Source organism: Mesorhizobium sp. 43Arga, from assembly GCF_053714255.1.
The window spans coordinates 487284-510321 of record NZ_JBSKBO010000002.1 but is presented as its reverse complement, the minus strand read 5'-3'; the positions used below and the strand labels follow the sequence as shown (position 1 = coordinate 510321).

General features: G+C 64.2%; 20 protein-coding genes. 17 read left to right on the top strand and 3 right to left on the bottom strand.

From position 1 onward, the window contains the following. Position 1: 1 nt before the first annotated feature. The 14 genes from murG (at position 2) to ACWGS8_RS08870 (ending at position 17186) form a co-directional block, all read left to right on the top strand. Positions 2 to 1129, top strand: a complete 1128-nt coding sequence (gene murG / locus ACWGS8_RS08935; RefSeq protein WP_454580575.1) for an undecaprenyldiphospho-muramoylpentapeptide beta-N-acetylglucosaminyltransferase — start codon at positions 2 to 4, stop codon at positions 1127 to 1129. Next, positions 1126 to 2526 carry a UDP-N-acetylmuramate--L-alanine ligase gene (gene murC, locus ACWGS8_RS08930; protein WP_454580574.1) on the top strand — a complete coding sequence of 467 codons (1401 nt, stop codon included), beginning with the start codon at positions 1126 to 1128 and terminating at the stop codon, positions 2524 to 2526. Before murG ends, murC begins: the two co-directional genes overlap by 4 nt. Then, on the top strand, positions 2523 to 3488 hold the full coding sequence (murB, locus tag ACWGS8_RS08925; RefSeq protein ID WP_454580573.1) for a UDP-N-acetylmuramate dehydrogenase: 966 nt from the start codon (positions 2523 to 2525) through the stop codon (positions 3486 to 3488). The genes murC and murB overlap by 4 nt, the downstream gene beginning before the upstream one ends. Positions 3489 to 3788: 300 nt before the next feature. Then, the gene (locus tag ACWGS8_RS08920; RefSeq protein WP_454580572.1) at positions 3789 to 4715 is read left to right on the top strand and encodes a D-alanine--D-alanine ligase; all 927 of its coding nucleotides are present in this window, start codon (positions 3789 to 3791) and stop codon (positions 4713 to 4715) included. Next, positions 4703 to 5644 carry a cell division protein FtsQ/DivIB gene (locus tag ACWGS8_RS08915; RefSeq protein ID WP_454580571.1) on the top strand — a complete coding sequence of 314 codons (942 nt, stop codon included), beginning with the start codon at positions 4703 to 4705 and terminating at the stop codon, positions 5642 to 5644. The genes ACWGS8_RS08920 and ACWGS8_RS08915 overlap by 13 nt, the downstream gene beginning before the upstream one ends. Next, entirely contained in the window at positions 5641 to 6948 is a 1308-nt protein-coding gene (gene ftsA / locus ACWGS8_RS08910) for a cell division protein FtsA (RefSeq protein WP_454580570.1), read from the top strand. Before ACWGS8_RS08915 ends, ftsA begins: the two co-directional genes overlap by 4 nt. A gap of 66 nt (positions 6949 to 7014) precedes the next feature. Continuing rightward, the gene (gene ftsZ, locus ACWGS8_RS08905) at positions 7015 to 8694 is read left to right on the top strand and encodes a cell division protein FtsZ (RefSeq protein WP_454580569.1); all 1680 of its coding nucleotides are present in this window, start codon (positions 7015 to 7017) and stop codon (positions 8692 to 8694) included. Positions 8695 to 8973: 279 nt separating this feature from the next. Beyond that, positions 8974 to 9924, top strand: a complete 951-nt coding sequence (lpxC, locus tag ACWGS8_RS08900) for a UDP-3-O-acyl-N-acetylglucosamine deacetylase (RefSeq protein WP_454580568.1) — start codon at positions 8974 to 8976, stop codon at positions 9922 to 9924. A gap of 262 nt (positions 9925 to 10186) precedes the next feature. Next, positions 10187 to 11056 (top strand): outer membrane protein assembly factor BamD, encoded by an 870-nt coding sequence (locus ACWGS8_RS08895; protein ID WP_010910246.1) that lies wholly within the window; start codon positions 10187 to 10189, stop codon positions 11054 to 11056. Positions 11057 to 11334: 278 nt separating this feature from the next. After that, complete coding sequence (gene recN / locus ACWGS8_RS08890) at positions 11335 to 13008, top strand: DNA repair protein RecN (RefSeq protein ID WP_454580567.1); 1674 nt, start codon at positions 11335 to 11337, stop codon at positions 13006 to 13008. Positions 13009 to 13159: 151 nt separating this feature from the next. Next, on the top strand, positions 13160 to 15364 hold the full coding sequence (gene ligA / locus ACWGS8_RS08885; protein WP_454580566.1) for an NAD-dependent DNA ligase LigA: 2205 nt from the start codon (positions 13160 to 13162) through the stop codon (positions 15362 to 15364). Beyond that, a complete protein-coding gene (locus ACWGS8_RS08880; protein ID WP_454580565.1) occupies positions 15361 to 16050 on the top strand; it encodes a DUF2461 domain-containing protein in 690 nt (229 codons plus the stop codon). Before ligA ends, ACWGS8_RS08880 begins: the two co-directional genes overlap by 4 nt. Positions 16051 to 16164: 114 nt before the next feature. Continuing rightward, complete coding sequence (locus tag ACWGS8_RS08875) at positions 16165 to 16893, top strand: AzlC family ABC transporter permease (RefSeq protein ID WP_454580564.1); 729 nt, start codon at positions 16165 to 16167, stop codon at positions 16891 to 16893. Beyond that, positions 16890 to 17186 (top strand): AzlD family protein, encoded by a 297-nt coding sequence (locus tag ACWGS8_RS08870; RefSeq protein ID WP_454580563.1) that lies wholly within the window; start codon positions 16890 to 16892, stop codon positions 17184 to 17186. Before ACWGS8_RS08875 ends, ACWGS8_RS08870 begins: the two co-directional genes overlap by 4 nt. A gap of 93 nt (positions 17187 to 17279) precedes the next feature. Here the strand turns inward: ACWGS8_RS08870 and ACWGS8_RS08865 are convergent, their stop codons facing one another. The 3 genes from ACWGS8_RS08865 to ACWGS8_RS08855 form a co-directional block, all read right to left on the bottom strand. Beyond that, positions 17280 to 19124, bottom strand: a complete 1845-nt coding sequence (locus ACWGS8_RS08865) for an aminopeptidase P family protein (RefSeq protein ID WP_454580562.1) — start codon at positions 19122 to 19124, stop codon at positions 17280 to 17282. 214 nt (positions 19125 to 19338) lie between these two features. Beyond that, complete coding sequence (locus tag ACWGS8_RS08860) at positions 19339 to 20211, bottom strand: 50S ribosomal protein L11 methyltransferase (RefSeq protein WP_454580561.1); 873 nt, start codon at positions 20209 to 20211, stop codon at positions 19339 to 19341. A gap of 11 nt (positions 20212 to 20222) precedes the next feature. Beyond that, entirely contained in the window at positions 20223 to 20801 is a 579-nt protein-coding gene (locus ACWGS8_RS08855; RefSeq protein WP_454580560.1) for an SCO family protein, read from the bottom strand. Between the two features lie 188 nt (positions 20802 to 20989). Between ACWGS8_RS08855 and ACWGS8_RS08850 the strand changes: the two genes are divergently transcribed. The 3 genes from ACWGS8_RS08850 to ACWGS8_RS08840 all read left to right on the top strand — a co-directional run bounded on the left by ACWGS8_RS08850 (position 20990) and on the right by ACWGS8_RS08840 (position 22971). Continuing rightward, entirely contained in the window at positions 20990 to 21508 is a 519-nt protein-coding gene (locus ACWGS8_RS08850; RefSeq protein ID WP_454580559.1) for a CreA family protein, read from the top strand. A gap of 83 nt (positions 21509 to 21591) precedes the next feature. Beyond that, complete coding sequence (locus ACWGS8_RS08845) at positions 21592 to 22233, top strand: transferase hexapeptide repeat family protein (protein ID WP_454580558.1); 642 nt, start codon at positions 21592 to 21594, stop codon at positions 22231 to 22233. Between the two features lie 312 nt (positions 22234 to 22545). Beyond that, the gene (locus ACWGS8_RS08840; protein WP_454581252.1) at positions 22546 to 22971 is read left to right on the top strand and encodes a low affinity iron permease family protein; all 426 of its coding nucleotides are present in this window, start codon (positions 22546 to 22548) and stop codon (positions 22969 to 22971) included. Positions 22972 to 23038 lie beyond the last annotated feature (67 nt).

The window sequence follows — 23038 nt, the reverse complement described above, 5'->3', positions numbered from 1 at the left end:
CATGGCGAGGGGCGTCATCCTTCTCGCGGCGGGCGGAACCGGCGGACATCTGTTTCCGGCCGAGGCGCTGGCGCATGAGCTGAACGGCCGCGGCTGGACGGTGCATCTGGCGACCGACGACCGCGCCGAGCGTTTTGCCGGCCATTTCCCGGCTGTCGCCGTCCATCCCATCCAGTCGGCGACGATGGGTTCGAAGAATCCGATTGCCGTGCTTGGCGCCTTCTGGAAAATCTGGCGCGGCGTGCGCCAGGCCTCCGCCATTATCGGCAGGATCAAGCCGGACGCGGTGGTCGGCTTCGGCGGCTATCCGACCCTGCCGCCGCTCTACGCGGCGACGCGGCGCAAGGTGCCGACGCTGATCCATGAGCAGAACGCGGTGATGGGGCGCGCCAACCGGGCGCTGGCCGGCCGTGTCGATGCCATCGCCGGCGGCTTCCTGCCGCAGGATACGAGCGCCACCGGCGAAAAGACGGTGACGACAGGCAATCCGGTCCGGCCGGCGGTGCTGGAAGCGGCCAGGACGCCTTATGTGGCATCGACGGGGGAAGAGCCGTTCCGCCTGCTGGTGTTCGGCGGCAGCCAGGGCGCCCAATTCTTTTCCGATGCCATGCCGGGAGCCATCGCGCTGCTTTCCGATGCACAGCGCAAACGGCTGGTGATCACTCAGCAGGCGCGCGCGGATGACGTGGCGCGGGTGAAGACGGCCTATGCCGCGCTTGGCGTCGCCGTCGAGGTCTCGCCCTTCTTCACCGACATGGCGGCGCGCATGGCGGCGGCGCATCTGGTGATCTCGCGCTCCGGCGCCTCCACCGTCTCGGAGATCGCCGTCATCGGCCGGCCGGCGCTGCTGGTGCCCTATCCCTTTGCGCTCGACCACGACCAGGCGGCGAACGCGGCGGCCCTTGCCGCCGCAGGCGGCGGCGAGGTGCACCCGCAATCGACGCTGTCGCCGGAGCGCATCGCGGCCCTCATTGGCGGGCTGATGGACAATCCCGAGCGGCTGTCGGCCATGGCCGCGGGCGCGAAATCGGCCGGCAGGCCGGACGCGGCACGGTTGCTCGCCGATCTCACAGAGGCTATTGCGTCCCAAAAAACCGTTTCGGATTTCAGGAAGGGGACGCACCCATGAAGATGCCGCAGACCATCGGCCTTGTGCATTTCATCGGCATTGGCGGCATCGGCATGAGCGGCATCGCCGAGGTGCTGCACAATCTCGGCTACAAGGTGCAAGGGTCCGACCAAGCCGACAGCGCCAATGTGCAGCGGCTGCGCGACAAGGGCATCGAATGCTTCGTCGGCCACAAGGCCGAGAATCTCGGCGATGCCGAGGTGGTGGTCGTCTCGACGGCGATCAAGAAGACCAATCCGGAGCTGAGGGCCGCGCGTGAGAAGCTGCTGCCGATCGTGCGCCGCGCCGAAATGCTGGCCGAGCTGATGCGCTTCCGCCAGGCGGTGGCGATCGGCGGCACGCATGGCAAGACAACGACGACCTCGATGGTCGCGACCTTGCTGGAAGCCGGCGGTCTCGATCCGACCGTCATCAATGGCGGCATCATCAATGCCTATGGCACCAATGCCCGCATGGGCGACGGCGAGTGGATGGTGGTCGAGGCCGACGAGAGCGACGGCACCTTCCTCAAATTGCCGGCCGACATCGCCGTCGTCACCAACATCGATCCCGAGCATCTCGACCACTATGGCAGCTTCGACAAGGTGCGCGAGGCGTTCCGGCAATTCGTCGAGAACGTGCCGTTCTACGGCTTTGGCGTGATGTGCACCGACCATCCGGAAGTGCAGGCGCTGGTCGGCCGCATCGAGGACCGTCGCGTCATCACCTATGGCGAGAACGCGCAGGCCGATGTGCGCTTCACCAACCACCGCATGGCGGGCGCCACCTCCGAATTCGACGTGGTGATCCGCGACCGCAAGACCGGCAGCCAGGACACGATTTCAGGCCTGCGCCTGCCGATGCCCGGCCGCCACAACGTCTCCAACGCCACCGCCGCGATCGCCGTCGCGCATGAGCTCGGCCTGTCCGGCGAGGCGATCAAGAAGGGCCTGTCGTCCTTCGCCGGCGTCAAACGCCGCTTCACCCATACCGGGTCCTGGAACGGCGTCGATGTGTTCGACGATTACGGTCACCATCCGGTCGAAATCTCGGCGGTGCTGAAGGCGGCGCGCAGCGCCACCAAGGGCCGCGTGATCGCCATTGCCCAGCCGCACCGCTTCACCCGGCTGCACGATCTGTTCAACGAGTTCTCCGGCTGCTTCAACGACGCCGACACGGTGATGGTGGCGCCGGTCTATGCTGCCGGCGAAGACCCGATCGACGGCGTCAGCTCAGACGAACTGGTGTCGCGCATCCGCGCCGGCGGTCATCGCGACGCGCGCTATATAGAGGGGCCGACAGCGATCGCGCCGATCATTCGCGATCTGGCCAAGCCAGGCGACTTCGTCGTCTTCCTCGGCGCCGGCAACATCACTCAATGGGCCTATGCTCTGCCAAGGGAGCTCGCCGCCTCATGATGCACGGCCAGGCCCTGATCGACAGACTCGGCGACCGGCTTGCCGGCCTGCGCGGCCGTCTCACGCCGAATGCCGAGATGGACAAGATCACCTGGTTCCGCGCCGGCGGCCTGGCCGAGGTGCTGTTCCAGCCGGCCGACGAAGAAGACCTTGCCGCGTTTCTGCGCGCGGTTCCCGAAGAAATCCCCCTGACGATTGTCGGCGTCGGCTCGAACCTTTTGGTCAGGGACGGCGGCATTCCAGGTTTCGTCATCCGGCTTTCGGCCAAGGGCTTTGGCGAGGCCGAGATCGTTTCGCCGATCAGGATCAAGGCGGGCGCCGCCACGCCCGACAAGCGTGTCGCGGCCCTGGCGCTGGAAGCCGGCATTGGCGGCTTCCATTTCTATCACGGCATTCCGGGCGCCGTCGGCGGGGCGCTGAGGATGAATGCCGGCGCCAACGGCGTCGAGACACGCGAGCGCGTCGTCGAGGTGCGCGCGGTCGACCGCAAGGGCAATGTCCAGACGCTGAGCAATGCCGAGATGGGCTATGCCTATCGCCATTCGGCGGCCCCTGCCGGACTGATCTTCACCTCGGCCGTGTTCGAAGGCTTTGCCGAGGACAAGGCCACGATCAAGGCGGCGATGGACGCGGTGCAGAACCACCGCGAGACCGTGCAGCCGATCCGCGAGAAGACCGGTGGCTCGACCTTCAAGAATCCCGAAGGCACGTCGGCCTGGAAGGAGATCGACAAGGCGGGCTGCCGTGGCCTGATGATCGGCGGCGCGCAGATGTCGCCCATGCACTGCAATTTCATGATCAACACTGGAACCGCGACCGGCTACGACCTCGAATATCTCGGCGAGACGGTGCGCGCGCGGGTGCTCGAGCACTCAGGCATCCGGCTGCACTGGGAGATCAAGCGTATCGGCAATTTCCGGCCCGGACATGCCGTGCAGGAGTTTCTGGGTCAGCTTCTCTGACCCGCGATGAAGTTCATGTGATGCATGAACTTCATTGCGCTCGCAAAGCGCGTGAAACCGTTGCTGTAATGACTCAGCGACACGGTTTTCGTGGCCATTTTCTCAGAAAGTGAATCTCTCGGAATCATAAGCACTTGCCAGTGAATCAACTCTCTGATTCTCTGCTGGAAAGCGTTTCCTGATTTGAGTCGTTCGACGCGTTACCGCGTTTTCCGTCTGGGGGGCAACCTGCCGGGAGACTCGGACTCAATGTTGCGGAAATCTTGGTTTTTGGTCCGCCGTGAGAGGGGATGACGGGGAATGAAAAGCAAGCATGTGGCCGTCCTGCTGGGAGGTTTTTCGTCCGAGCGGCCCGTGTCCCTGTCCTCCGGAAAGGCTTGTGCCGATGCGCTGGAGAATGAGGGTTATCAGGTCACCCGCGTCGATGTCGGGCGCGATGTCGGCTCGGTGCTTGCCGAGCTCAAGCCTGACGTCGCCTTCAATGCGCTGCACGGCCCGTTCGGCGAGGACGGCACCATTCAGGGTATCCTCGAATATCTCGGCATTCCCTACACCCATTCCGGCGTGCTCGCCTCGGCGCTCGCCATGAACAAGGAGCAGGCGAAGAAGATCGTCAAATCGGTCGGCGTTCCCGTCGCCGAATCGAAGGTCGCCAATCGCTTCGCCATCCAGAACAAGCATCCGATGAAGCCGCCCTATGTGATCAAGCCGGTCAATGAAGGATCGAGCTTTGGCGTCGTCATCGTGTCGGAGGGGCAGTCGCATCCGCCGCAGGTCGTCGGCTCTTCCGAGTGGAAATATGGCGATACCGTCATGGTCGAGCGCTACATCCATGGGCGCGAGCTGACCTGCGCCGTCATGGGCGATGTGGCGCTCGGAGTTTGCGAGATCATCCCGACCGGCCATTCCTTCTACGATTACGATTCAAAATATGTCGCGGGCGGATCAAAACACGAATGCCCCGCAAAAGTTTCACCGAATATTTACCAAAAAATACAGACACTGGCGCTCAAGGCTCACCAAGCTGTCGGCTGTCGGGGCGTTTCCCGGTCGGACTTCCGTTATGACGATCGTCACTCCGAAAATGGCGAAGTTGTATGGCTCGAGGTCAACACTCAGCCGGGCATGACGCCGACGTCTCTGGTGCCAGAAATCGCGGCCCATGCCGGGCATTCGTTTGGTGAGTTGTTGAGTTGGATGGTGGAGGACGCTTCGTGTCTGCGTTGAAATGGGGACAAGGCAAGGGGAAGGGCGCGGCCGGGCCGTCGCTGTTCGGCTTGTCGTTGTCATCGGGCCATTTCGTGCTGCCGCGCATGCTTCGCCGCCCGGTGCGCATCCTGGCGCGCCTGTGCGATGGTGAATTCGAGGCGCCGCGCTTCTCCGCAGCGATGATGTCGGCGGTGCTGCTGGCTTCGAGCGGCGCCTATGGTTCCTATCTCGGTGGCCATGCCGACGGCATCATTCAGAGCATCACCGCCCGCACCGGCTTCGCCGTCGACCAAGTCAAGGTGGTCGGCAACCGCCAGACCTCCGAGATCGACATTCTCGACAGGCTCGAGCTCGATGGCTGGACCTCGCTGATCGGCTTCGACGCCGAGGCCGCGCGCGAGCGCATCTCCGGTCTGCCATGGATTGAGGTGGCGGCGGTGCGCAAGGTCTATCCGCATACGCTGGAAGTGCGCGTCGAGGAGCGTGAGGCTTTCGCGCTCTGGCAGCAGGGCAATGATCTCTCGGTCATCGAGAAGGATGGCGCGGTCATCGCGCCGTTCTCTGGCGGCAAGCAGGTGCTGCTGCCGCTGCTGATCGGCGAGGGTGCGCCGGCCCGGGCCCCCGACTTCCTGGCCAAGGTCGAAAAATACCCCGATCTTGCGACCCGCGTAAAAGGCTATATCCGCGTTGGCGATCGCCGCTGGGACCTGAAGCTCGACAACGGCATCACCGTCAAGCTGCCCGAGGACGAGGAAGACCAGGCACTCGCCCAACTGGTCAAGATGGATAAGGACAAGGGGTTGTTGTCGCGCGATATCGCTGCTGTCGACATGCGCCTGACAGACCGGTTGGTCGTGGAGCTGACGCCCGAAGCGGCGACGCAGCGCGAGGCCGCGCTCAACGAGAAGCCGAAGACCCTCAAGCGCAAGTCGGAGACGAAGATATGAGCTGGCTTGGCGGTTCAGGCGATGCCTCGTCGCGCCGGTCCGGCACTCTGACAGTGCTGGATGTCGGCTCGAACAAGGTCTGCTGCATGGTGGCCAAGCTCAAGCCGAACGATGACGGCAAGCTGTTGCGCGGCCGCTCGCATCGGATCCAGGTGATCGGCATCGGCCATCAGAAGTCGCAAGGCGTGAAGTCGGGCGTGGTCGTCGATCTCGACCGGGCCGAGCATGCCATCCGCCTGTCCGTCGACGCCGCCGAGCGTATGGCGGGGCTGACGGTCGATTCGCTTATCGTCAACATGACCGCCGGCCGGCTGAAGAGCGAAGCCTTCTCGGCGACCATCAATCTTGGCGGCCACGAGGCCGATGAGGCCGACATCAAGCGCGTGCTCGGCGCCGGCGCCAAGCAGGCGCTCAAGGCCGAGCGCGAGGTGATCCATTCGCTGCCCGTTGGCTTCTCGCTCGATGCCGAGCGCGGCGTGCGCGATCCGCGCGGCATGGTCGGCGACGCGCTTGGCGTCGACATGCACGTGCTGACGGGTGACGCAGCACCCATGCGCAACCTCGAACTTTCCATCAACCGCTCGCATCTGTCGGTCGAGCGCATGGTGGCGACGCCCTATGCCAGCGGGCTGGCGGCTCTCGTCGACGACGAGCTGGAACTGGGTGCCGCCTGCATCGACATGGGCGGCGGCACGACGACGATCTCGGTGTTTTCGGAAGGCAAGTTCGTTCATGGCGACGCCATCGCCATAGGCGGCAATCACGTCACGCTCGACATGGCCAAGGGGCTCTCGACCTCGCTCGACGCCGCCGAGCGCCTGAAGGTGATGCATGGTTCAGCGCTGCCGGGCAGTGCCGATGACCGCGACCTGATCTCGATCCAGCCGATCGGCGACGATGGCGACGTGCCGCTGCAGATCCCGCGTTCGGTGATGACGCGCATCGTGCGCGCCCGCATCGACGAAACGCTCGAATTGTTGCGCGACCGGCTGAACAAGTCGGGCTACGGCAATGCGGTCGGCAAGCGCGTCGTGCTCACCGGCGGCGCCAGCCAGCTGGCCGGTCTGCCGGAAGCGGCGCGCCGCATCCTGGGGCGCAATGTGCGCATCGGCCGCCCGCTCGGCGTGGCGGGCCTGCCGGAAGCGGCGAAGGGACCGGCCTTCTCGGCCGCCGTCGGGCTTCTGATCTATCCGCAGATGGCGAGTTTCGAGAGCCATCCTGCAAAGGGCATTTCCGGTCTCAGGATGACTGGAACGGGTGGAAAACTGCATCGCATGAGTCAGTGGTTGAGAGACAGTTTCTAATTGACGGGGACAGCCCCATAGGCGGCCGCGGCGGCGAAGCGGCGTGAAAGGCAAAGGACGGAGACAATGACCATCAATCTGCAGAAGCCGGATATCACCGAGCTTAAGCCGCGCATCACCGTGTTCGGTGTCGGCGGCGGCGGCGGCAATGCCGTGAACAACATGATCACCGCGGGCTTGCGCGGTGTCGAGTTCGTCGTGGCCAACACCGACGCGCAGGCGCTGACCATGTCGAAGGCCGACCGGCTGATCCAGCTCGGCGCGCATGTCACCGAAGGCCTCGGCGCCGGCTCGCAGCCGGAAGTCGGCCGCGCGGCGGCGGAGGAGTGCATCGACGAGATCATCGATCACCTGTCCAACACCCATATGTGCTTCGTCACCGCCGGCATGGGCGGCGGCACCGGCACCGGCGCTGCTCCGGTCGTCGCCCGCGCCGCGCGCGAAAAGGGCATCCTCACCGTCGGCGTCGTCACCAAGCCGTTCCATTTCGAAGGCGCGCGGCGCATGAAGACGGCGGACCTCGGAATCGAGGAACTGCAGAAATGCGTCGACACCCTGATCGTCATCCCCAACCAGAACCTGTTCCGGCTGGCCAATGACAAGACCACCTTCGCCGATGCCTTCGCCATGGCCGACCAGGTGCTCTATTCCGGTGTCGCCTGCATCACCGACCTGATGGTCAAGGAAGGCCTGATCAACCTCGACTTCGCCGACGTGCGTTCGGTGATGCGCGAGATGGGCAAGGCGATGATGGGCACCGGCGAGGCTTCGGGCGAGGGCCGCGCGATGGCCGCCGCCGAGGCCGCCATCGCCAACCCGCTGCTCGACGAGACCTCGATGAAGGGTGCCAAGGGCCTGCTGATCTCGATCACCGGCGGCCGCGACCTGACCCTGTTCGAGGTCGACGAAGCGGCGACCCGTATCCGCGAGGAAGTCGACCAGGACGCCAACATCATCCTGGGCGCCACCTTCGACGAGGAACTCGAAGGCGTCATCCGCGTCTCGGTGGTCGCCACCGGCATCGACAAGTCGGCGGCTGAAATCGCCGCGGCGCCGATCTCGATCCGTACGGCTCCGCAGAAGCCGGCCGCCCGTCCGGCGGTGGCCGCCGTGGAGAGCCGCCCGGCACCGGTCCAGCAGCCCGTCTACGAACCGCGCGCCGCGGACCCGGTCGCCGAGGCCATCCAGCTCGCCGAGGCAAACGCCGCCGCCATGGCGCAGGCCCGTCCGGCTCCTGTCGCCCATGCGGACGATTTCCGCCCGCAGAGCAAGATCTTCCAGGCGCCGCCGCAGCAGCCAATGCCGCAGCCGGTCGTCCAGCAGATGCAGCCGGCCCCGCAGCCGCGTGAAATGCTGCGCGAGGTCCAGCAGCCGGTGGCGATGGCACCGCAGCGCATGCCGCGCGTCGAGGACTTTCCGCCGGTGGTGAAGGCCGAGGTCGACGCCAAGAGCCGCCCGGTGGATCACGAGAACAACAGCGGCCCGATGGGCCTGTTGAAGCGCCTGACCAACGGCCTGACCCGCCGCGAGGAGGAGCCTGCAAGGCTGCAGCCGGCACAACCGCGCGAGCCCAAGCTGCGCCAGGCCGCTCCCGAAGTGCGCCGTCTCGCCAGCCAGGACGCCCAGCTCTACGCGCCGCGCCGCGGCCAACTGGACGACCAGGGCCGCCTGACGCCGCAGACCAGGGCGACTCAGGACGACGACCAGCTGGAGATTCCGGCGTTCCTGCGCCGCCAGGCCAACTGAGCGGTTAACGGACTGTAACATTTGTTAACAGGCAGGCAAGGAATTGCTTGCCTGTTAACGTTTTAAGTTCTGTAGAATCAAATAGTTACGATATGGAGCTCGCTCCGGTCCGCGGTTACAAAGGGTAAGAAACCGTGATTTGGAGTCTCCCAGGCGGGACATTATCTTCGCTGCCTACCATAGTCGGTCTGCCGGGATTTCGGGGAAGTGGCCCTGCCTGCCGATTTAACAAGAGCCGCGCCCTCGGGCTGGAGAAGCGGACCTAGGCATATCGGGCTTATGGGGATTGTCTTGCACGACTATCAGACGACAGTGAAGACGCGCGCGTCGCTTACGGGCACCGGCGTTCACAGCGGCAAAGAAGTTTCCATCAGTTTCCTGCCCGCGGATGCCGACACCGGCATCGTGTTCCAGCTGGTCAGCGCCGAAGGGCAGGGCCGCGAGTTCCGCGCGTTGTTTTCCGAGATCGGCGCCACTGATCTGTGCACCATGCTTGGCGATCCCTCGGGCGAGCATATCGCCACGGTCGAACACATCATGGCCGCGCTGTTCGGGCTCGGCATCGACAATGTTCTCATCGAGATCGACGGCCACGAGGTTCCCATCCTCGACGGCAGCGCCATGGCCTTCGTGGAGGCCATCGACCAGGCGGGCATCGAGACGCTGCCGGTCAAGCGGCGCTATATCAGGGTCGTGAAGCCGGTTCGCATCGAGAACGGTGCTTCCTGGGCGGAGTTCAGGCCCTATGACGGCACCCGCTTCGAGGTCGAGATCGATTTCGAAAGCCCGGCCATCGGCCGTCAGCTCTTTGCGTCGGACCTCAATGCCGACATTTTCCGCCGCGATATCGCGCGCGCCCGCACCTTCGGCTTCATGAAGGATGTCGAGCGGCTGTGGGCGGCCGGCTATGCGCTTGGCTCCTCGCTTGAGAACTCGCTGGTGATCGGTGACGACCACCGCGTCATCAATATGGGCGGCCTGCGTTATCCCAACGAATTCGTGCGCCACAAGACGCTTGACGCCATGGGCGACCTGGCTCTCGCCGGAGCCCGCTTTATCGGCTGTTTCCGCTCCTATCGCGGCGGCCACAGGCTGAACGCAGCGGCGCTGCGCCGCCTGCTGTCGGACCGCACGGCCTTCGAGATCGTCGAGACGACACGCCGCGAGCGTGGCCGCGCGGCGGAGATGAGCGCCGTCAATGCGCCGCTCTACGCGCCCTGGATGATCTGAACGCCGCACCGCTTCGCTCCCTGTGGCGGGATGCCAACTGTTGCAGGAATGCACCATCGGTCGGCGAAATTACAGGGATGCGCCGGCGTCGCCGCGCCGCCACAAAAATGCGCGATTGCCCGGAGATAGCGTTGCCGGGCAAGGCGGTTATGGTTTATGGCTGCGCCGTCGATTAGTGCATGTCGCTCAAAAGTGGGGACCAGTTTTGGGACAACAGCATGCAAGAGGCACTAAAATAACGCCGAAAGGGCGCAATCCAATCATGTTCTTCAAGCGAGTCGGTCAATCGAAAGCGCCCCAGCGGTCTGTTCTCCTGGCGCTTTCGCTGGTTGTTCCATCGCTCTTTCTGTCGGCCTGCATGTCGTCGGAGAAAGACATCGACCTGTCGAAATATGTCGACCAGACCGAGCCGGCCGACGTTCTCTACAACCAGGGTCTCGCCAATTTGAATGCCGGGCGCCTGGACGAGGCGAGCAAGAAGTTCGACGCCGTCGACCGCCAGCATCCCTATTCGGAATGGGCCCGCAAATCGATGGTGATGGGCGCTTTCGCCGACTATCGAAAGGGCAGCTACGACGAGGCGATCTCGTCGGCCAAGCGCTATCTGGCGCTTTATCCGTCCACCGATGACGCGCCCTATGCACAGTACATTATCGGCCTGAGCTACTATCGCCAGATCAAGGACGTGACGCAGGATCAGAAGGAAGCGCGCCAGACGCTGCAGACGATGCAGGATCTGGTCACGCGCTGGCCGACGTCGGAATATGTCGACGACGCCAAGGAGAAGATCCGCTTCGCCAACGACCAACTCGCCGGCAAGGAAATGCAGATCGGCCGCTACTATCTTGAGCGCCGCGAATACATCGCCGCCGTCAAGCGCTTTCGCACCGTGGTGGAAAACTATTCCAACACGCGTCACGTCGAGGAAGCGTTGGCCCGCCTCACCGAAAGCTATTACGCGATGGGCCTGACCTCGGAGGCTCAGACGGCAGCCGCAGTGCTCGGCACCAACTATCCCGACAGCCCATGGTACAAGGATTCCTACAAGCTCCTGCAGAGCAACGGGCTTTCGCCGCGCGAGAATGCCGGATCGTGGATTTCCAAGGCCGGCAAGCTGATCACCGGCGCCTGATCGGTCAGGCGCAAGCGTGCGTGGCGCGCTTTTCGGATTGATCCGATGCTCAAACAAAAAGATAGTGCGGCGCTGCGACTCCAATCGGTCGCGTGCCGCTCCACGGCGGTTCAGCGGTTTGATTGAAGCTCTGAGCCGTCCTATCTCGTTGTTGACGCAATTCCTGTGGGAAAGCCGTTCACACTTTTCCTGGAATTGCTCTAGCTTTTTGTTCTACGCAATTCCGATGGGAAAAACGCTCCTCACTTTTCCTGGAATTGCCTGAGGTCCGGGTTCTGATGCTTTCCAGACTGTCGATCCGCGATATCGTCCTGATCGAGAAGCTGGATATCGACTTCCAGCCGGGCCTTTCCGTGCTGACGGGCGAAACCGGCGCCGGCAAATCCATCCTGCTCGATGCCCTGTCGCTGGCGCTCGGTGCGCGCGGCGACGCCTCGCTGGTGCGCCATGGCGCGGCACAGGGCCAGGTCATTGCCGTGTTCGATGTGCCGCGCAACCATCCGGTGCGCGCGCTGCTTGTCGAAAACGCCATCGAGGATGATGGCGACATCATCCTGCGCCGCGTGCAGACGGCGGACGGCCGCACCCGCGTGTTCGTCAACGACCAGCCATCCAGCGTGACCCTGATGCGCGATGTCGGGCGCGCTCTGGTCGAGATCCACGGCCAGCATGACGAGCGCGCCTTGGTCGACCCAGGCGCCCACCGCGACGTGCTCGACGCTTTCGGCGGCCATCTCGGCGCGGTTCGCTCGACCGGCGAGGCCTGGCGCCACTGGCGCGCCGGCGAGCAGGAGCTAACACGCCACCGCGCCAAGGTTGCGGCTGCGGCGCGCGAGGCCGACTATCTGCGCGCCGCGGTGGCGGAGCTGACCAAGCTCGATCCTCAGCCCGGCGAGGAAACGGAACTTGCCGAATTGCGCGCTCATATGATGCGCGCCGAAAAGATCGCTTCCGAAATCCATGATGCGCAAGATGTGCTGTCCGGCCCGTCCTCGCCCTTGCCGCAGCTCGCCAGTTTGCTGAGACGGCTGCAGCGCAAGGTGACGGAGGCCCCCGGCCTGCTCGAGGATGTGGTAAAGTCGCTGGACGAAGCCATGCTGTCGCTCGACGCGGCGCAATCCGGCGTCGAGGCGGCCCTTCGCGCCACAGAGTATGACCCGCAGCGGTTGGAGAAGGCGGAGGAACGGCTGTTTTCGCTGCGCGCGGCTTCTCGCAAGCACAGTGTGGCCGTCGACGATCTGGCGCAACTGCGCGACACGATGGTTGCCGATCTCGCGGACCTCGACGCCGGCGAGGAACGCCTGCATGGGCTGGAAAAGCAGGCCACCGCGGCGCGTGAGGCTTATGACATCGCCGCCGCACAGCTTTCCTCGCTTCGCCACGCGGCGGCCGTCGGCCTGACCAAGGCTGTGATGGCCGAATTGCCGGCGCTGAAACTCGAACGCGCCGCCTTCATCGTCGAGATGAAGAGTGAGGCCGAGACCCGCATGGAAGAGGGCATCGACCAGATCGAGTTCTGGGTGCGCACCAATCCCGGCACGCGGCCAGGGCCGATGATGAAGGTGGCGTCCGGCGGCGAGCTGTCGCGCTTCCTTTTGGCGCTGAAAGTGGCACTGGCCGACCGTGGTTCGGCGCCGACGCTGGTTTTCGACGAAATCGACACCGGCGTGGGCGGCGCAGTGGCGGACGCCATCGGGCAAAGGCTGGCGCGGCTGTCGAAGCGCGTGCAGGTGCTGTCGGTCACCCATGCGCCGCAGGTCGCGGCGCGCGCGGCAACGCATTTCCTGATCTCAAAATCGGGCAGCACCGACCGCGTGGCGACCGGCATTGCCGAGATGGACAGGACCGCGCGGCAGGAAGAGATCGCCCGCATGCTGGCTGGCGCGACCATCACCGACGAAGCGCGCGCCGCCGCCGAACGGCTGCTGCGCGAGAATACAAACGCCGCATAAGACCATCCGGTGTCATTGATCGGGCAGCATATGGCAGCGAGTCAGGATATGGCTCCATCCTGCTGTTCAGGAATGATCTTTTCCGAAAACCGGTTCCCACTTTTCGCGATCATGCTCTATGGTGACGCGCCACCGTTCGGGGGAGAAAAGCATGGGCGAGAAACCTGTCGATTCGCTCAGCGAAAGCGAGGCTGAAGCCGAACTCCAGCGGCTGGCCGAGGAGATCGCCGGGCACGACCGGCGCTACCATGCCGAGGACGCGCCCACGATCACGGACGCCGAATATGATGCGTTGCGGCGGCGCAACCTTGCCATTGAGGAGCGTTTTCCCGGACTGGTGCGCGAGGATTCGCCCTCGCTCAGGGTGGGTGCCGCACCGGCGGAGGGCTTCACCAAGGTGCGCCATGCCGTGCCGATGCTCAGCCTCGCCAAGGCCTATACCGACGAGGATGTCACCGATTTCATCGAGCGCGGCCGGCGCTTCTTCGACCGCGACAAGGACCTCGATATTGCTTTCACCGCCGAGCCGAAGATCGACGGGCTGTCGGCGTCGCTGCGCTACGAGAACGGCGTGTTCATGCAGGGCGCGACGCGCGGCGATGGTGCGGTGGGCGAGGACATCACCGCCAATCTCAGGACCATCGCCGATATTCCCGCCAGGCTGAAAGGCTCGGGCTGGCCTGATGTCATCGAGATACGCGGCGAGGTCTACATGACCTATGCCGAATTCGAGGCGCTGAAGGCGCGCTCGGCGGCGGCCGGCGGCCAGGATTACGTCAATCCGCGCAACACGGCCGCCGGCTCGCTGCGCCAGAAGGATGCCTCCGTCACCGCCAGCCGCAATCTCAAATTCTTCGCCTATGCCTGGGGCTTCACGACCGCGGATCCAGCGCCGACCCAGTACGAATCAGTGCAAAAATTCGCCGATTGGGGGTTCAGGATCAGCCCTTTGATGGTGCGGGCCAAGTCGGTCGAGGAACTGGTCGCGCATTACCATCTGATCGAGGAGCAGCGCTCCTCGCTCGGCTATGACATTGACGGGGTCGTCTACAAGGTCGACCAGTTGGAACTGCAGCGCCGCTGGGGGTTCGTCACCGGTGAGCCGCGCTGGGCGGTTGCCCACAAATTCCCGGCCGAACAGGCAATGACGACCGTGCAGAAGATCGACATCCAGGTCGGCCGCACCGGCACGCTGGCGCCGGTCGCAAGGCTTGCGCCCGTCACCGTCGGCGGCGTCGTGGTCGAGAACGTCACGCTGCACAATGAGGACTACATCAAGGGTTTCGACAGCAACGGCCTGCCGATCCGCGACGGCATCGACGTGCGTATCGGCGACACGGTGGTGATCCAGCGGGCGGGCGACGTCATTCCGCAGATCGTCAGCGTCGTCATTGACAAGCGTCCGACCGGTGCCGTGCCTTATGAATTCCCGCATACCTGTCCGGTTTGCGGCTCGCCGGCGACGCGCGAGATCAACGAGAAGACCGGCAAGGAGGACTCCCGCCGGCGCTGCACCGGCGAGCTGATCTGCGCCGCGCAAGCCGTGGAAAGATTGCGCCATTTCGTCTCGCGCGGGGCGCTCGACATAGAGGGCCTGGGTGCCGAAAACATCGACACCTTCTTCAATGCCGGGCTGATCAAGACGGCCGCCGATATTTTTACGCTCAGGGACCGCCGCCCCGCCGTCACCAAGGCGCTGGCCGAGCGGCGCGAGGAGCAGGCCAGGCAGCGCGAGGCGGCATCCGGCAAGACGCGCAAGAATGTGCGCAGTGTCGAGGACCGCAATTATGAAGGCCTCGACAAGCTGTTCGCGGCGATCGATTCGCGCCGCGAACCGGAACTCGACCGCTTCATCTTCGCGCTTGGCATCCGCCATATCGGCGAGACGACGGCGGCCGTGCTCGCCAAGACCTTTTCCACCATCGAGGAACTGATCCGCGTCGGCAAGGAAACGGCGGCGGCGGAGGATCCGCACACCGTCTTCCCGTCGGTCAACGGCATTGGCGACACGGTGATCGATGCGCTGCGCGATTTCTTCGGCAATGAGCGCAATGACGACGTGCTCGACAAGCTGCTCGAACAGGTCAAGCCCAAGCCCTATATCGTCACTGTCTCGGCCGACAGCGAGGTCGCCGGCAAGACCATCGTCTTCACCGGCACGCTGGAGAAGATGACACGCTCGGAAGCCAAGGCGATGGCCGAGCGTCTCGGCGCCAAGGTTGCGGGCTCGGTTTCGGCCAAGACCGACCTTTTGGTCGCCGGACCTGGCGCCGGCTCCAAGCTCAAGCTTGCCAGTGAACTCGGCGTCGAAGTCATCGACGAGGACACCTGGCTGCAGCGGGTCGGCAAGGCGTGACGGCGTTCGAAGGCTTCGGCCCAAAGGCCATTCCGTTCCTGAAGGCGCTGGATTTCCACCAGAGCCGGGAGTGGTTTTTGGAGAACCGCGACCTGTTCGAACAGGAACTGCGCGATCCCCTTGGTGATCTCGTCGACACGCTGACACAGCGTTTTGCAGAAGCGGGGCTCGGTTTGCGCGGTGACCGCAAGAAGTCGCTGTTCCGCATCAATCGTGACGTGCGCTTCGCCAAGGACAAACGGCCGTACAACCGGCATGTCTCGGCGATCCTGTCTCCCGACGGCAGCAAGGCCGTGCAGGGCGTGTTCTACATCCATATCGGGCTTGAGGGCTGCTTTGCCGGTATCGCCTGGTGGCAGCCGGAGGCGGCGCTGCTGCTGGCGATGCGGCGCGCCATCGAGACGTGGCCGGACAGGTTTCGCGCCATGGTGAAGGCGTTGGAGAAGAACGGCCTCGAGCTTAGCGCCGAAGACGCCATGAAACGCACGCCTCGCGGATTCGAACATGTCACGGACAAGGATCTCGAGGCCGCCATCCGCAACCGGCATTTTGCTGTCCGCCACGTCATCGATCCGGCCGGCATCCATGGGCCGGAACTGGTCGAGGAACTCGTCGATTTCACCTTGCGCGCCAAGCCGCTGCTCGACTGGGGCAGGGCGATCGAGGGCAGAATCGCGAAGGGCTAAGTTCCAGATAGAGCGCGGCGATGATCATTTCCGCTGATCGTTTGGCTCAAGCGAATTCGTGTGACAAGGCGGGTTGCACTACCTACATCGACGGTTTCGACCCTGGAGCGATCGATGGCGACGGACGTGATTTCCGAGAGCGGCGGTAGAAGCGACTTCTGGCAAGGCGTGCGGCTCTCGATGCCTGTCGTGGTGGCGTCGGCGCCGTTCGCGGTGCTGTTCGGAGCGCTTGCCGTCGACAATGGCTTCTCGGTCCTCGAAGCCTTTCTGATGAGCGCGCTGGTCTATGGCGGCGCCAGCCAGATGGTCGGCATCCAGCTGTTCGGCCAGCATGTCGCGCCGTGGCTGATCGTGCTGTCGATCTTCGCCGTCAACTTCCGCCATGTGCTCTATTCCGCCGGCATCGGCCGGCGCATCGCGCACTGGCCTGTCATTCAGCAGGCGCTCGGCTATTTCATCCTCACCGATCCGCAGTTCGCCGTGGCCGAGGCGCGGGCGGCGTCCGGCCAGACGGTCGGCTTCGCCTGGTATCTGGGGCTTGGCCTGCCGGTCTATGTGTTCTGGGTGATCGAAAGCGGGCTCGGCGCGGTGTTCGGCAAGCTGATCCCCGACACACATGCGCTGGGCATCGATTTCCTGTTGCCGATCTACTTCCTCGGCCTGGTGATGGGCTTCCGCAAGCGGCCGTTATGGCTGCCGGTGGTTATCGCCAGTGCGTGCGCCGCGATCATCGCCTACAAGACGGTCGGCTCGCCCTGGCATGTCTCGATCGGCGCCATAGCCGGCGTGCTGCTTGCCGTCATCCTGCCACCGCACCATAGCGGCGTGGAGACAAGGCCATGAGCACGACGTTCTGGATCATCATCGCCGGCGCGGTCGCCACCTATCTGACGCGCGTCGGCGGGCATCTGGTCATCTCCCGCTTCGAGAACATCCATCCGCGCGTCGAGGCCGGCCTCAACGCCGTGCCGGCGGCGGTGCTGACGACGCTGGTGGCGCCGGAACTTTTGAATGCGGGGCCAGCGGAATGGGCTGCGCTGGTCGTCACATCAGTGGTTTCACTGCGCGGCGGGCTGATGCCGATGTTTTTGGCAGGGGCGGCGGTGTTGATAGTTGCGAGGCAATTTGTGGGGTAGGTTTGCCGGCGCGATCGTTTCGGAGCGTTGGCGCCCGCCCCTCATTGCCCTGCCGGGCATTTCTCCCCGTAAACGGGGAGAAAGAAGCTAATCTCAAATCTTGGCGTCGTGCGGCAGCGGCGCTGTTGCTTTTTCCAGCCAGGTCAGGGTTTCGCCGTCGAGCATCGGTCCGATCTCGGCCAGAACGCGGGCGTGATAGGTGTCGAGCCAATGCAGCTCCTCGCGTGTCAAAAGGTCTGATCGCACCAGCCTGATGTCGATCGGCGCCAGCGTCAGCGTCTCGAAGCCATGCATGGCGATGTCGCCGCCTTCGGTCTGTTCGGCCGGCGTCACCAGGATGAGGTTCTCGATGCGGATGCCGTAGGCGCCTTCCTTGTAATAGCCGGGTTCGTTGGACAGCATCATGCCTTCGAGCAGCTTTTCGGTGCCGGTGCGGGCAATGCGCTGCGGACCTTCATGCACGGCGAGGTATGAGCCGACGCCATGGCCGGTGCCGTGGGCGAAATCGCAACCATGCTTCCACAGCGCCATGCGAGCGATGGCGTCGATCTCCGAGCCGCGCGTGCCGGCGGGGAAGCGTAGCGTGGAAATGCCGATCATGCCTTTCAGCACCAGCGTGAAGCGTTCGCGCATTTCCTCGGTCGGCTGGCCGATCGGTACGGTGCGGGTGATGTCGGTGGTGCCGTCCTGATACTGCGCGCCGGAATCGAGCAGGAACAACTCGCCCGCGTGCAGCTTGCGGCTGGTGGCGCGCGACACGCGGTAGTGCATGATGGCGCCGTTTGGGCCGGCGCCGGAAATGGTGTCGAAGGACACGTCGCGCAGCGGCATTTGCGTTTCCTCGCCGGTCTGCCGGCGGCTCTCCTCCAGCCTGGTGACGACCGCGATCTCATCGAGCGAGCCGGGTTTTTGCCGCTCCAGCCAGCACAGAAGCTTGGCCACCGCCGCACCGTCACGACGGTGCGCGGCGCGCGAGCCGTTGATCTCGGCCTGGTTCTTGGTGGCGCGCGGGATGCGGGCAGGATCGGGCGCGGCAACCACCGTGCCACCATTGTCCTCGACCAGCATGCGCAGCCGGTCGGCCGCCAGCACCGGGTCGAGCGCGATTTTCGCGCCGCCCTTGGCAAGCGCTGCGATCGCCGCTTCGAATTCGCCGGGCTCGTGCGGATCGGCGAGCTGGGTGAGATAGGCCGCGACCTGGCGCGAGAATTTGCGGCTGTCCATGAACAGCTGGTGCGACCCATCCGCTGCGAGGATGGCAAAGCCGAGCGCCAGCGGCGTATGCGGCACGTCGCCGCCTCGGATGTTGAAGGTCCAGGCGATGGAGGACGGGTCGGTCAGCACCGCATGGGTGGCGCCGTCCTTGCCGATCGCCGTCGCCAGCCGCGCCAGCTTGTCCTTGGCGAGTTCGCCGGCAAAGCCGATCGGGTGCAGCTCGACCGGGGTCACCGGTGCGGCGGGCTGGTCCTTCCAAATGATGTCGATCGGGTTTTTGTCGAGTGGCACCAGCACGGCGCCGGTCTTGTCGGCCGAGGCCTGCAGCGCCTTGACCTCGCTGATCGTGTGCAGCCATGGATCGAAGCCCAGCCGCGCGCCCTTGCCGATATTGTCTTTGAGCCAGACGGCGGGCGGGTTGTCGACCAGGCTTTCTACCGAAAAAATGTCGAGATCGACCTCGCTGCGCACCTGCAGCGTGTAGCGCCCGTCGACGAAGATGAACGCGCGGTCGCGCAGCACGATGGCGACACCGGCCGAGCCGCTGAAGCCGGTCAGCCATTTCAGCCGCGCCGAACGATCGGCGACATATTCGCCCTGATGTTCGTCGGCGCGCGGGACGATAAAACCGTCGATGCCATTGGCCGCCAGCCATTGGCGCAGCAGCGCCACGCGCGGCTTGCCGACCGAAGGGTCGCCGGCGGAATCGAAGGTCTGGAACATGATGGGCCTCCTGATGTCGGCGTGACCGTAGCCTATGGGTCCGGAGATCGGAATCGATTTCCGGCTGGCGCAACCTGCTACAGCGCTGGCTGGCTGACAACCAAATGGGACTGGTCCAGTCGCGGCACGATCAGCTTTCCGGCGAAATCCATGCCACGGCGCATCAAGTTCTAGGTGCTGGCACCGTCGAGGATCGGCAATTGCCTTGCGGGTCTCAGTGCTTGAGGTGGATCGTCACCCAGCCTTCGCGGTGCAGCGTTCGCACGTGGCGAAAATTCTGGCCGACATAAGCCGAGATCACAGCGTCGCGCTGGCGCTCAAGAATGCCTGACAGCACGATCGAGCCGCCAAGCGCGACGTGCCCGGCCATTTGCGGCGCCAGCCGCATCAGCGGCCGTGCCAATATGTTGGCGACGATCAGATCGAAAGGGGCGCGTCTGCCGAAGATCGGATGGTGGAAGCCCGCTGCGGTGACCGTCTCGACGAGCGCCTTGACGTGATTGAGCCGCGCATTGGCGGCGGCGACCTTCACCGCCACCGGGTCGATGTCGGTGGCGAGAACCGGAATATGCGCCAGCTTGGCGACGGCGATGGCCAGCACGGCACTGCCGGTGCCGAGGTCAAGCGCATTGCGCGGATGCTCGCGCCGCACCACTTTCTCCAGCATTTCCAGGCAGCCTGACGTGGTGCCGTGATGGCCGGTGCCGAACGCAAGGCCGGCCTCGATCTCGATGGCGAGTTCGCCGCTGTGGCGCTTTCTGCGGTCATGCGCGCCGTGAACGAAGAAACGGCCGGCGCGCACTGGCTTCAGGCCCTCCAGCGAACGCGCCACCCAGTCGATGTCGGGCAGCACTTCGCGCTCGACCGGCTTTGACAAAGCAAGGCCGGCGAGGATGTCCTTGACCCGCGCCTCGACCGCATCGACATCGCCATCGGCGTAGAGCGAGACCTCGTGGATGTCCTGGTCCTCGTCGACCTCGAGCACGGCGATCGGAAGGCCTTCATCCTCGAAGGCCAGCTCAAGCGCCGCGAAGATACGCTCAGCCTCGATCTTGCCGGTGGTGAAATGCAGCCGCGTCTGGGTCATATGGATTCTTGTCAACCCTTGGCCGCGAGGCGCTTCAGCTTCTCCACGGCGGCGCTGGCGCTTTCGCCATAGGCGATCGTGCCGGCAAAGTCGCCCTTGGAGTTGAGCAGCAGCACCGAGGCGGTGTGGTCCATCGTGTAGTCGCCGTCGCCGGTGTCGACCTTCTTCCAATAGATGCCGAACGACTTGGCCATGGCGTGCACCTTGTCCGGGTCGCCGGTGATACCGGTGATACGATCGGAGAAATTGCTGACATAGGCGTTCATCACCGCCGGCGTGTCACGCTCCGGGTCGACCGAGACGAAATAGGCATGCAAGGTCTTGCCGTCATCGCCGAGCGTCTTCAGCCAGCCGGAGAGTTCGAACAGGGTGGTCGGGCAAACTTCGGGGCAGTGGGTGAAGCCGAAGAAGACGACGCTGGGCTGCCCCCGGAAGGCGGCTTCGGTGATCGCCGCGCCTTTCTGGTCGACGAGGGTGAAGGGCGCGCCGAACGGTTCGCCGCCATAATGGCCGCGATACCAGTCGAAGGTCAGCCAGCCGATGCCGGCCGCCATCAGGACGAGAATGCCGACCAGGATAGAACGCATCATCACAAAAGTCCGTGTGCAGAAATCATCGCGCCGGCTCAATGCCGCGCCGGTGCGACAGTCTTAGCGGTTTGGCCTTGCGCAGGCAAAGTGCCGCGATGCCGCAACCGCGGTGGCGTTGACGCATCCGCTTGCAAAGCCGCACGACGCGTCCCACCTGATACCGGCAACTCGAACCGCAGGAGGCTCCTTTGCTCGAACTGGTTGGACGCGAACGGATTGGGCGAAAACTGATCGGCGGCGCCTTGGCCGCGTGCGTCGTGCTTGGCGCCGGCAGCGCCGTCGCCGAGGAAGTCGGCAAGGTCGGCGTCGACTGGGTCGGCAATGACATCATCGTCGAAGCAATCAAGGACCCGAAAGTGGATGGCGTGACCTGCCATGTCTCCTATTTCGACCGCAGCATCATCGACCGCCTGCACAAGGGCAACTGGTTCGAGGATCCCTCCGATTCGTCGATCTCCTGCCGCCAGACCGGCCCGATCACCATCGGCGACATCGACACGAGCGAGGGCGGCGAGGAGGTGTTCAAGCAAGGCCTCAGCCTGATCTGGAAGAAGCAGGTGGTGAACCGCATCTATGACAAGACCAACGAGACGCTGATCTATCTCTCGCATTCGCGCCAGGTGCAGAACGGCTCGGCCAAGATGTCGGTCACCACTGTGCCGCTCTATGGCCAGAACGTGGTGTGGAGCAAGGGCAAGCCGAAATAGGTGGGTCGCCTCTTTCCCGGAACTGAGCTGACGGACGATTGGTCCCGCTTGCGGGACCAATCGCTCGGAGGTAAAGCCGCCGCATGGACCGCACCGAAAACCTCGTCCTGAAAGATCCCGAGCCGCGCATCCATCCGACCGCGGAGCTGAAGGCGTGCAAGCTCGGCCGCTACGCCTCGATCGGCGAGCGCGTGGTGCTGCGCGAGGTGAGCGTCGGCGACTTCTCCTATTTCGAGCGCCATTCGGAAGCCATCTACACAACCATCGGCAAATTCTGCTCGATCGCCGCCAACAGCCGCATCAACGCATTGGAACATCCGATCGAGCGGCTGACCCAGCACAAGGTCAGCTATCGGCCGAACGAGTATTTCCGCTGGCTGGGCGTCGATGCCGAATTCCGCGAGCGACGGCAGGCGAAGGCCGTGACCATCGGCCATGACGTCTGGGTTGGCCACGGCGCGGTGATCATGCCCGGCATCGCGATCGGCAATGGCGCGGTCATCGGCGCCAATGCGGTGGTGACGCAGGACGTGCCGCCCTACACGATCGTCGCCGGCGTGCCGGCAAAGCCGCTCCGGCCGCGCTTTGCTCCCGACACAGCGGCGCGGATCGAAGCGCTCGCCTGGTGGGACTGGCCGGTCGAGAAACTCGCCAGGGCGGTTCCCGACATCCAGTCCATGCCGATCGAGACCTTCCTTGATCGTTGGGAAAACGACGCCGTCTAGGCCTCCGCTGGCAACGGTTTGGCCCTGGCCGTCACCGCCGCGCAGGCCATCATCCGCGCTCTCCGGACTGAAACCCCTTCCGCCATGCGGGGGTGGCGCAGCGGAAGGGGCTGGAGTTAAACCGCTGTGAAGCGGAAGGAGCAGACACTTTTGCCTGCACGGTTACCATGAAACTAAACCGATAAGGTGTGTTTTTCGTTGCATGCGCGCTTTGCGTGTACCCAATTGCACCTGACGTATTTGCTGCCGGCGGGAACCCCAGACGGTCGCCGGTTGTTTCTTATCGCGGCGTTTATTGAGGGTTCTCGAAAGATGGAAAAGCTCTTCACCAGGATCGCCAACTGGGTAGCCCACATGACGGGTCTGCCGCTGACCTTTGCCGGCTGCTGTGTGATTGTCGTCGTTTGGGCGATGAGCGGGCCGTTTTTCGGCTTCTCGGACACCTGGCAACTGGTGATCAACACCGGCACGACCATCATCACCTTCCTGATGGTGTTCCTGATCCAGAACACCCAGAACCGCGATAGTGCCGCGATCCAGGCCAAGCTCGATGAACTGATCCGGGTCGGCAAGGGCCATAACCATTTCATCGGCATCGAGCACCTGACGGAATCCGAGGTCGAGGAAATCCGTGACAAGTGCGAGCGGGCGGCTCTACGGCATGACGAAAAGATCGCCGCCATGGCCGCAAAGAAGGCCGTGGCGCAAAAGCGAGCTCCGAAAAAGCACGCGGCTTGAGGGCGGCCGATCAATGCATGTCGCCCAAAAGTGACCCGGTTTTGGGGTGAACGACATGCATAAAAAG

Coding starts and splice junctions, on each gene's coding strand:
- murG (WP_454580575.1), top strand. CDS start 2: ATGGCGAGGGGCGTCATCCTTCTCGCGGCGGGCGGAACCGGCGGACAT.
- murC (WP_454580574.1), top strand. CDS start 1,126: ATGAAGATGCCGCAGACCATCGGCCTTGTGCATTTCATCGGCATTGGC.
- murB (WP_454580573.1), top strand. CDS start 2,523: ATGATGCACGGCCAGGCCCTGATCGACAGACTCGGCGACCGGCTTGCC.
- ACWGS8_RS08920 (WP_454580572.1), top strand. CDS start 3,789: ATGAAAAGCAAGCATGTGGCCGTCCTGCTGGGAGGTTTTTCGTCCGAG.
- ftsA (WP_454580570.1), top strand. CDS start 5,641: ATGAGCTGGCTTGGCGGTTCAGGCGATGCCTCGTCGCGCCGGTCCGGC.
- ftsZ (WP_454580569.1), top strand. CDS start 7,015: ATGACCATCAATCTGCAGAAGCCGGATATCACCGAGCTTAAGCCGCGC.
- lpxC (WP_454580568.1), top strand. CDS start 8,974: ATGGGGATTGTCTTGCACGACTATCAGACGACAGTGAAGACGCGCGCG.
- ACWGS8_RS08895 (WP_010910246.1), top strand. CDS start 10,187: ATGTTCTTCAAGCGAGTCGGTCAATCGAAAGCGCCCCAGCGGTCTGTT.
- recN (WP_454580567.1), top strand. CDS start 11,335: ATGCTTTCCAGACTGTCGATCCGCGATATCGTCCTGATCGAGAAGCTG.
- ligA (WP_454580566.1), top strand. CDS start 13,160: ATGGGCGAGAAACCTGTCGATTCGCTCAGCGAAAGCGAGGCTGAAGCC.
- ACWGS8_RS08875 (WP_454580564.1), top strand. CDS start 16,165: ATGGCGACGGACGTGATTTCCGAGAGCGGCGGTAGAAGCGACTTCTGG.
- ACWGS8_RS08870 (WP_454580563.1), top strand. CDS start 16,890: ATGAGCACGACGTTCTGGATCATCATCGCCGGCGCGGTCGCCACCTAT.
- ACWGS8_RS08865 (WP_454580562.1), bottom strand. CDS start 19,124: ATGTTCCAGACCTTCGATTCCGCCGGCGACCCTTCGGTCGGCAAGCCG.
- ACWGS8_RS08860 (WP_454580561.1), bottom strand. CDS start 20,211: ATGACCCAGACGCGGCTGCATTTCACCACCGGCAAGATCGAGGCTGAG.
- ACWGS8_RS08855 (WP_454580560.1), bottom strand. CDS start 20,801: ATGATGCGTTCTATCCTGGTCGGCATTCTCGTCCTGATGGCGGCCGGC.
- ACWGS8_RS08845 (WP_454580558.1), top strand. CDS start 21,592: ATGGACCGCACCGAAAACCTCGTCCTGAAAGATCCCGAGCCGCGCATC.
- ACWGS8_RS08840 (WP_454581252.1), top strand. CDS start 22,546: ATGGAAAAGCTCTTCACCAGGATCGCCAACTGGGTAGCCCACATGACG.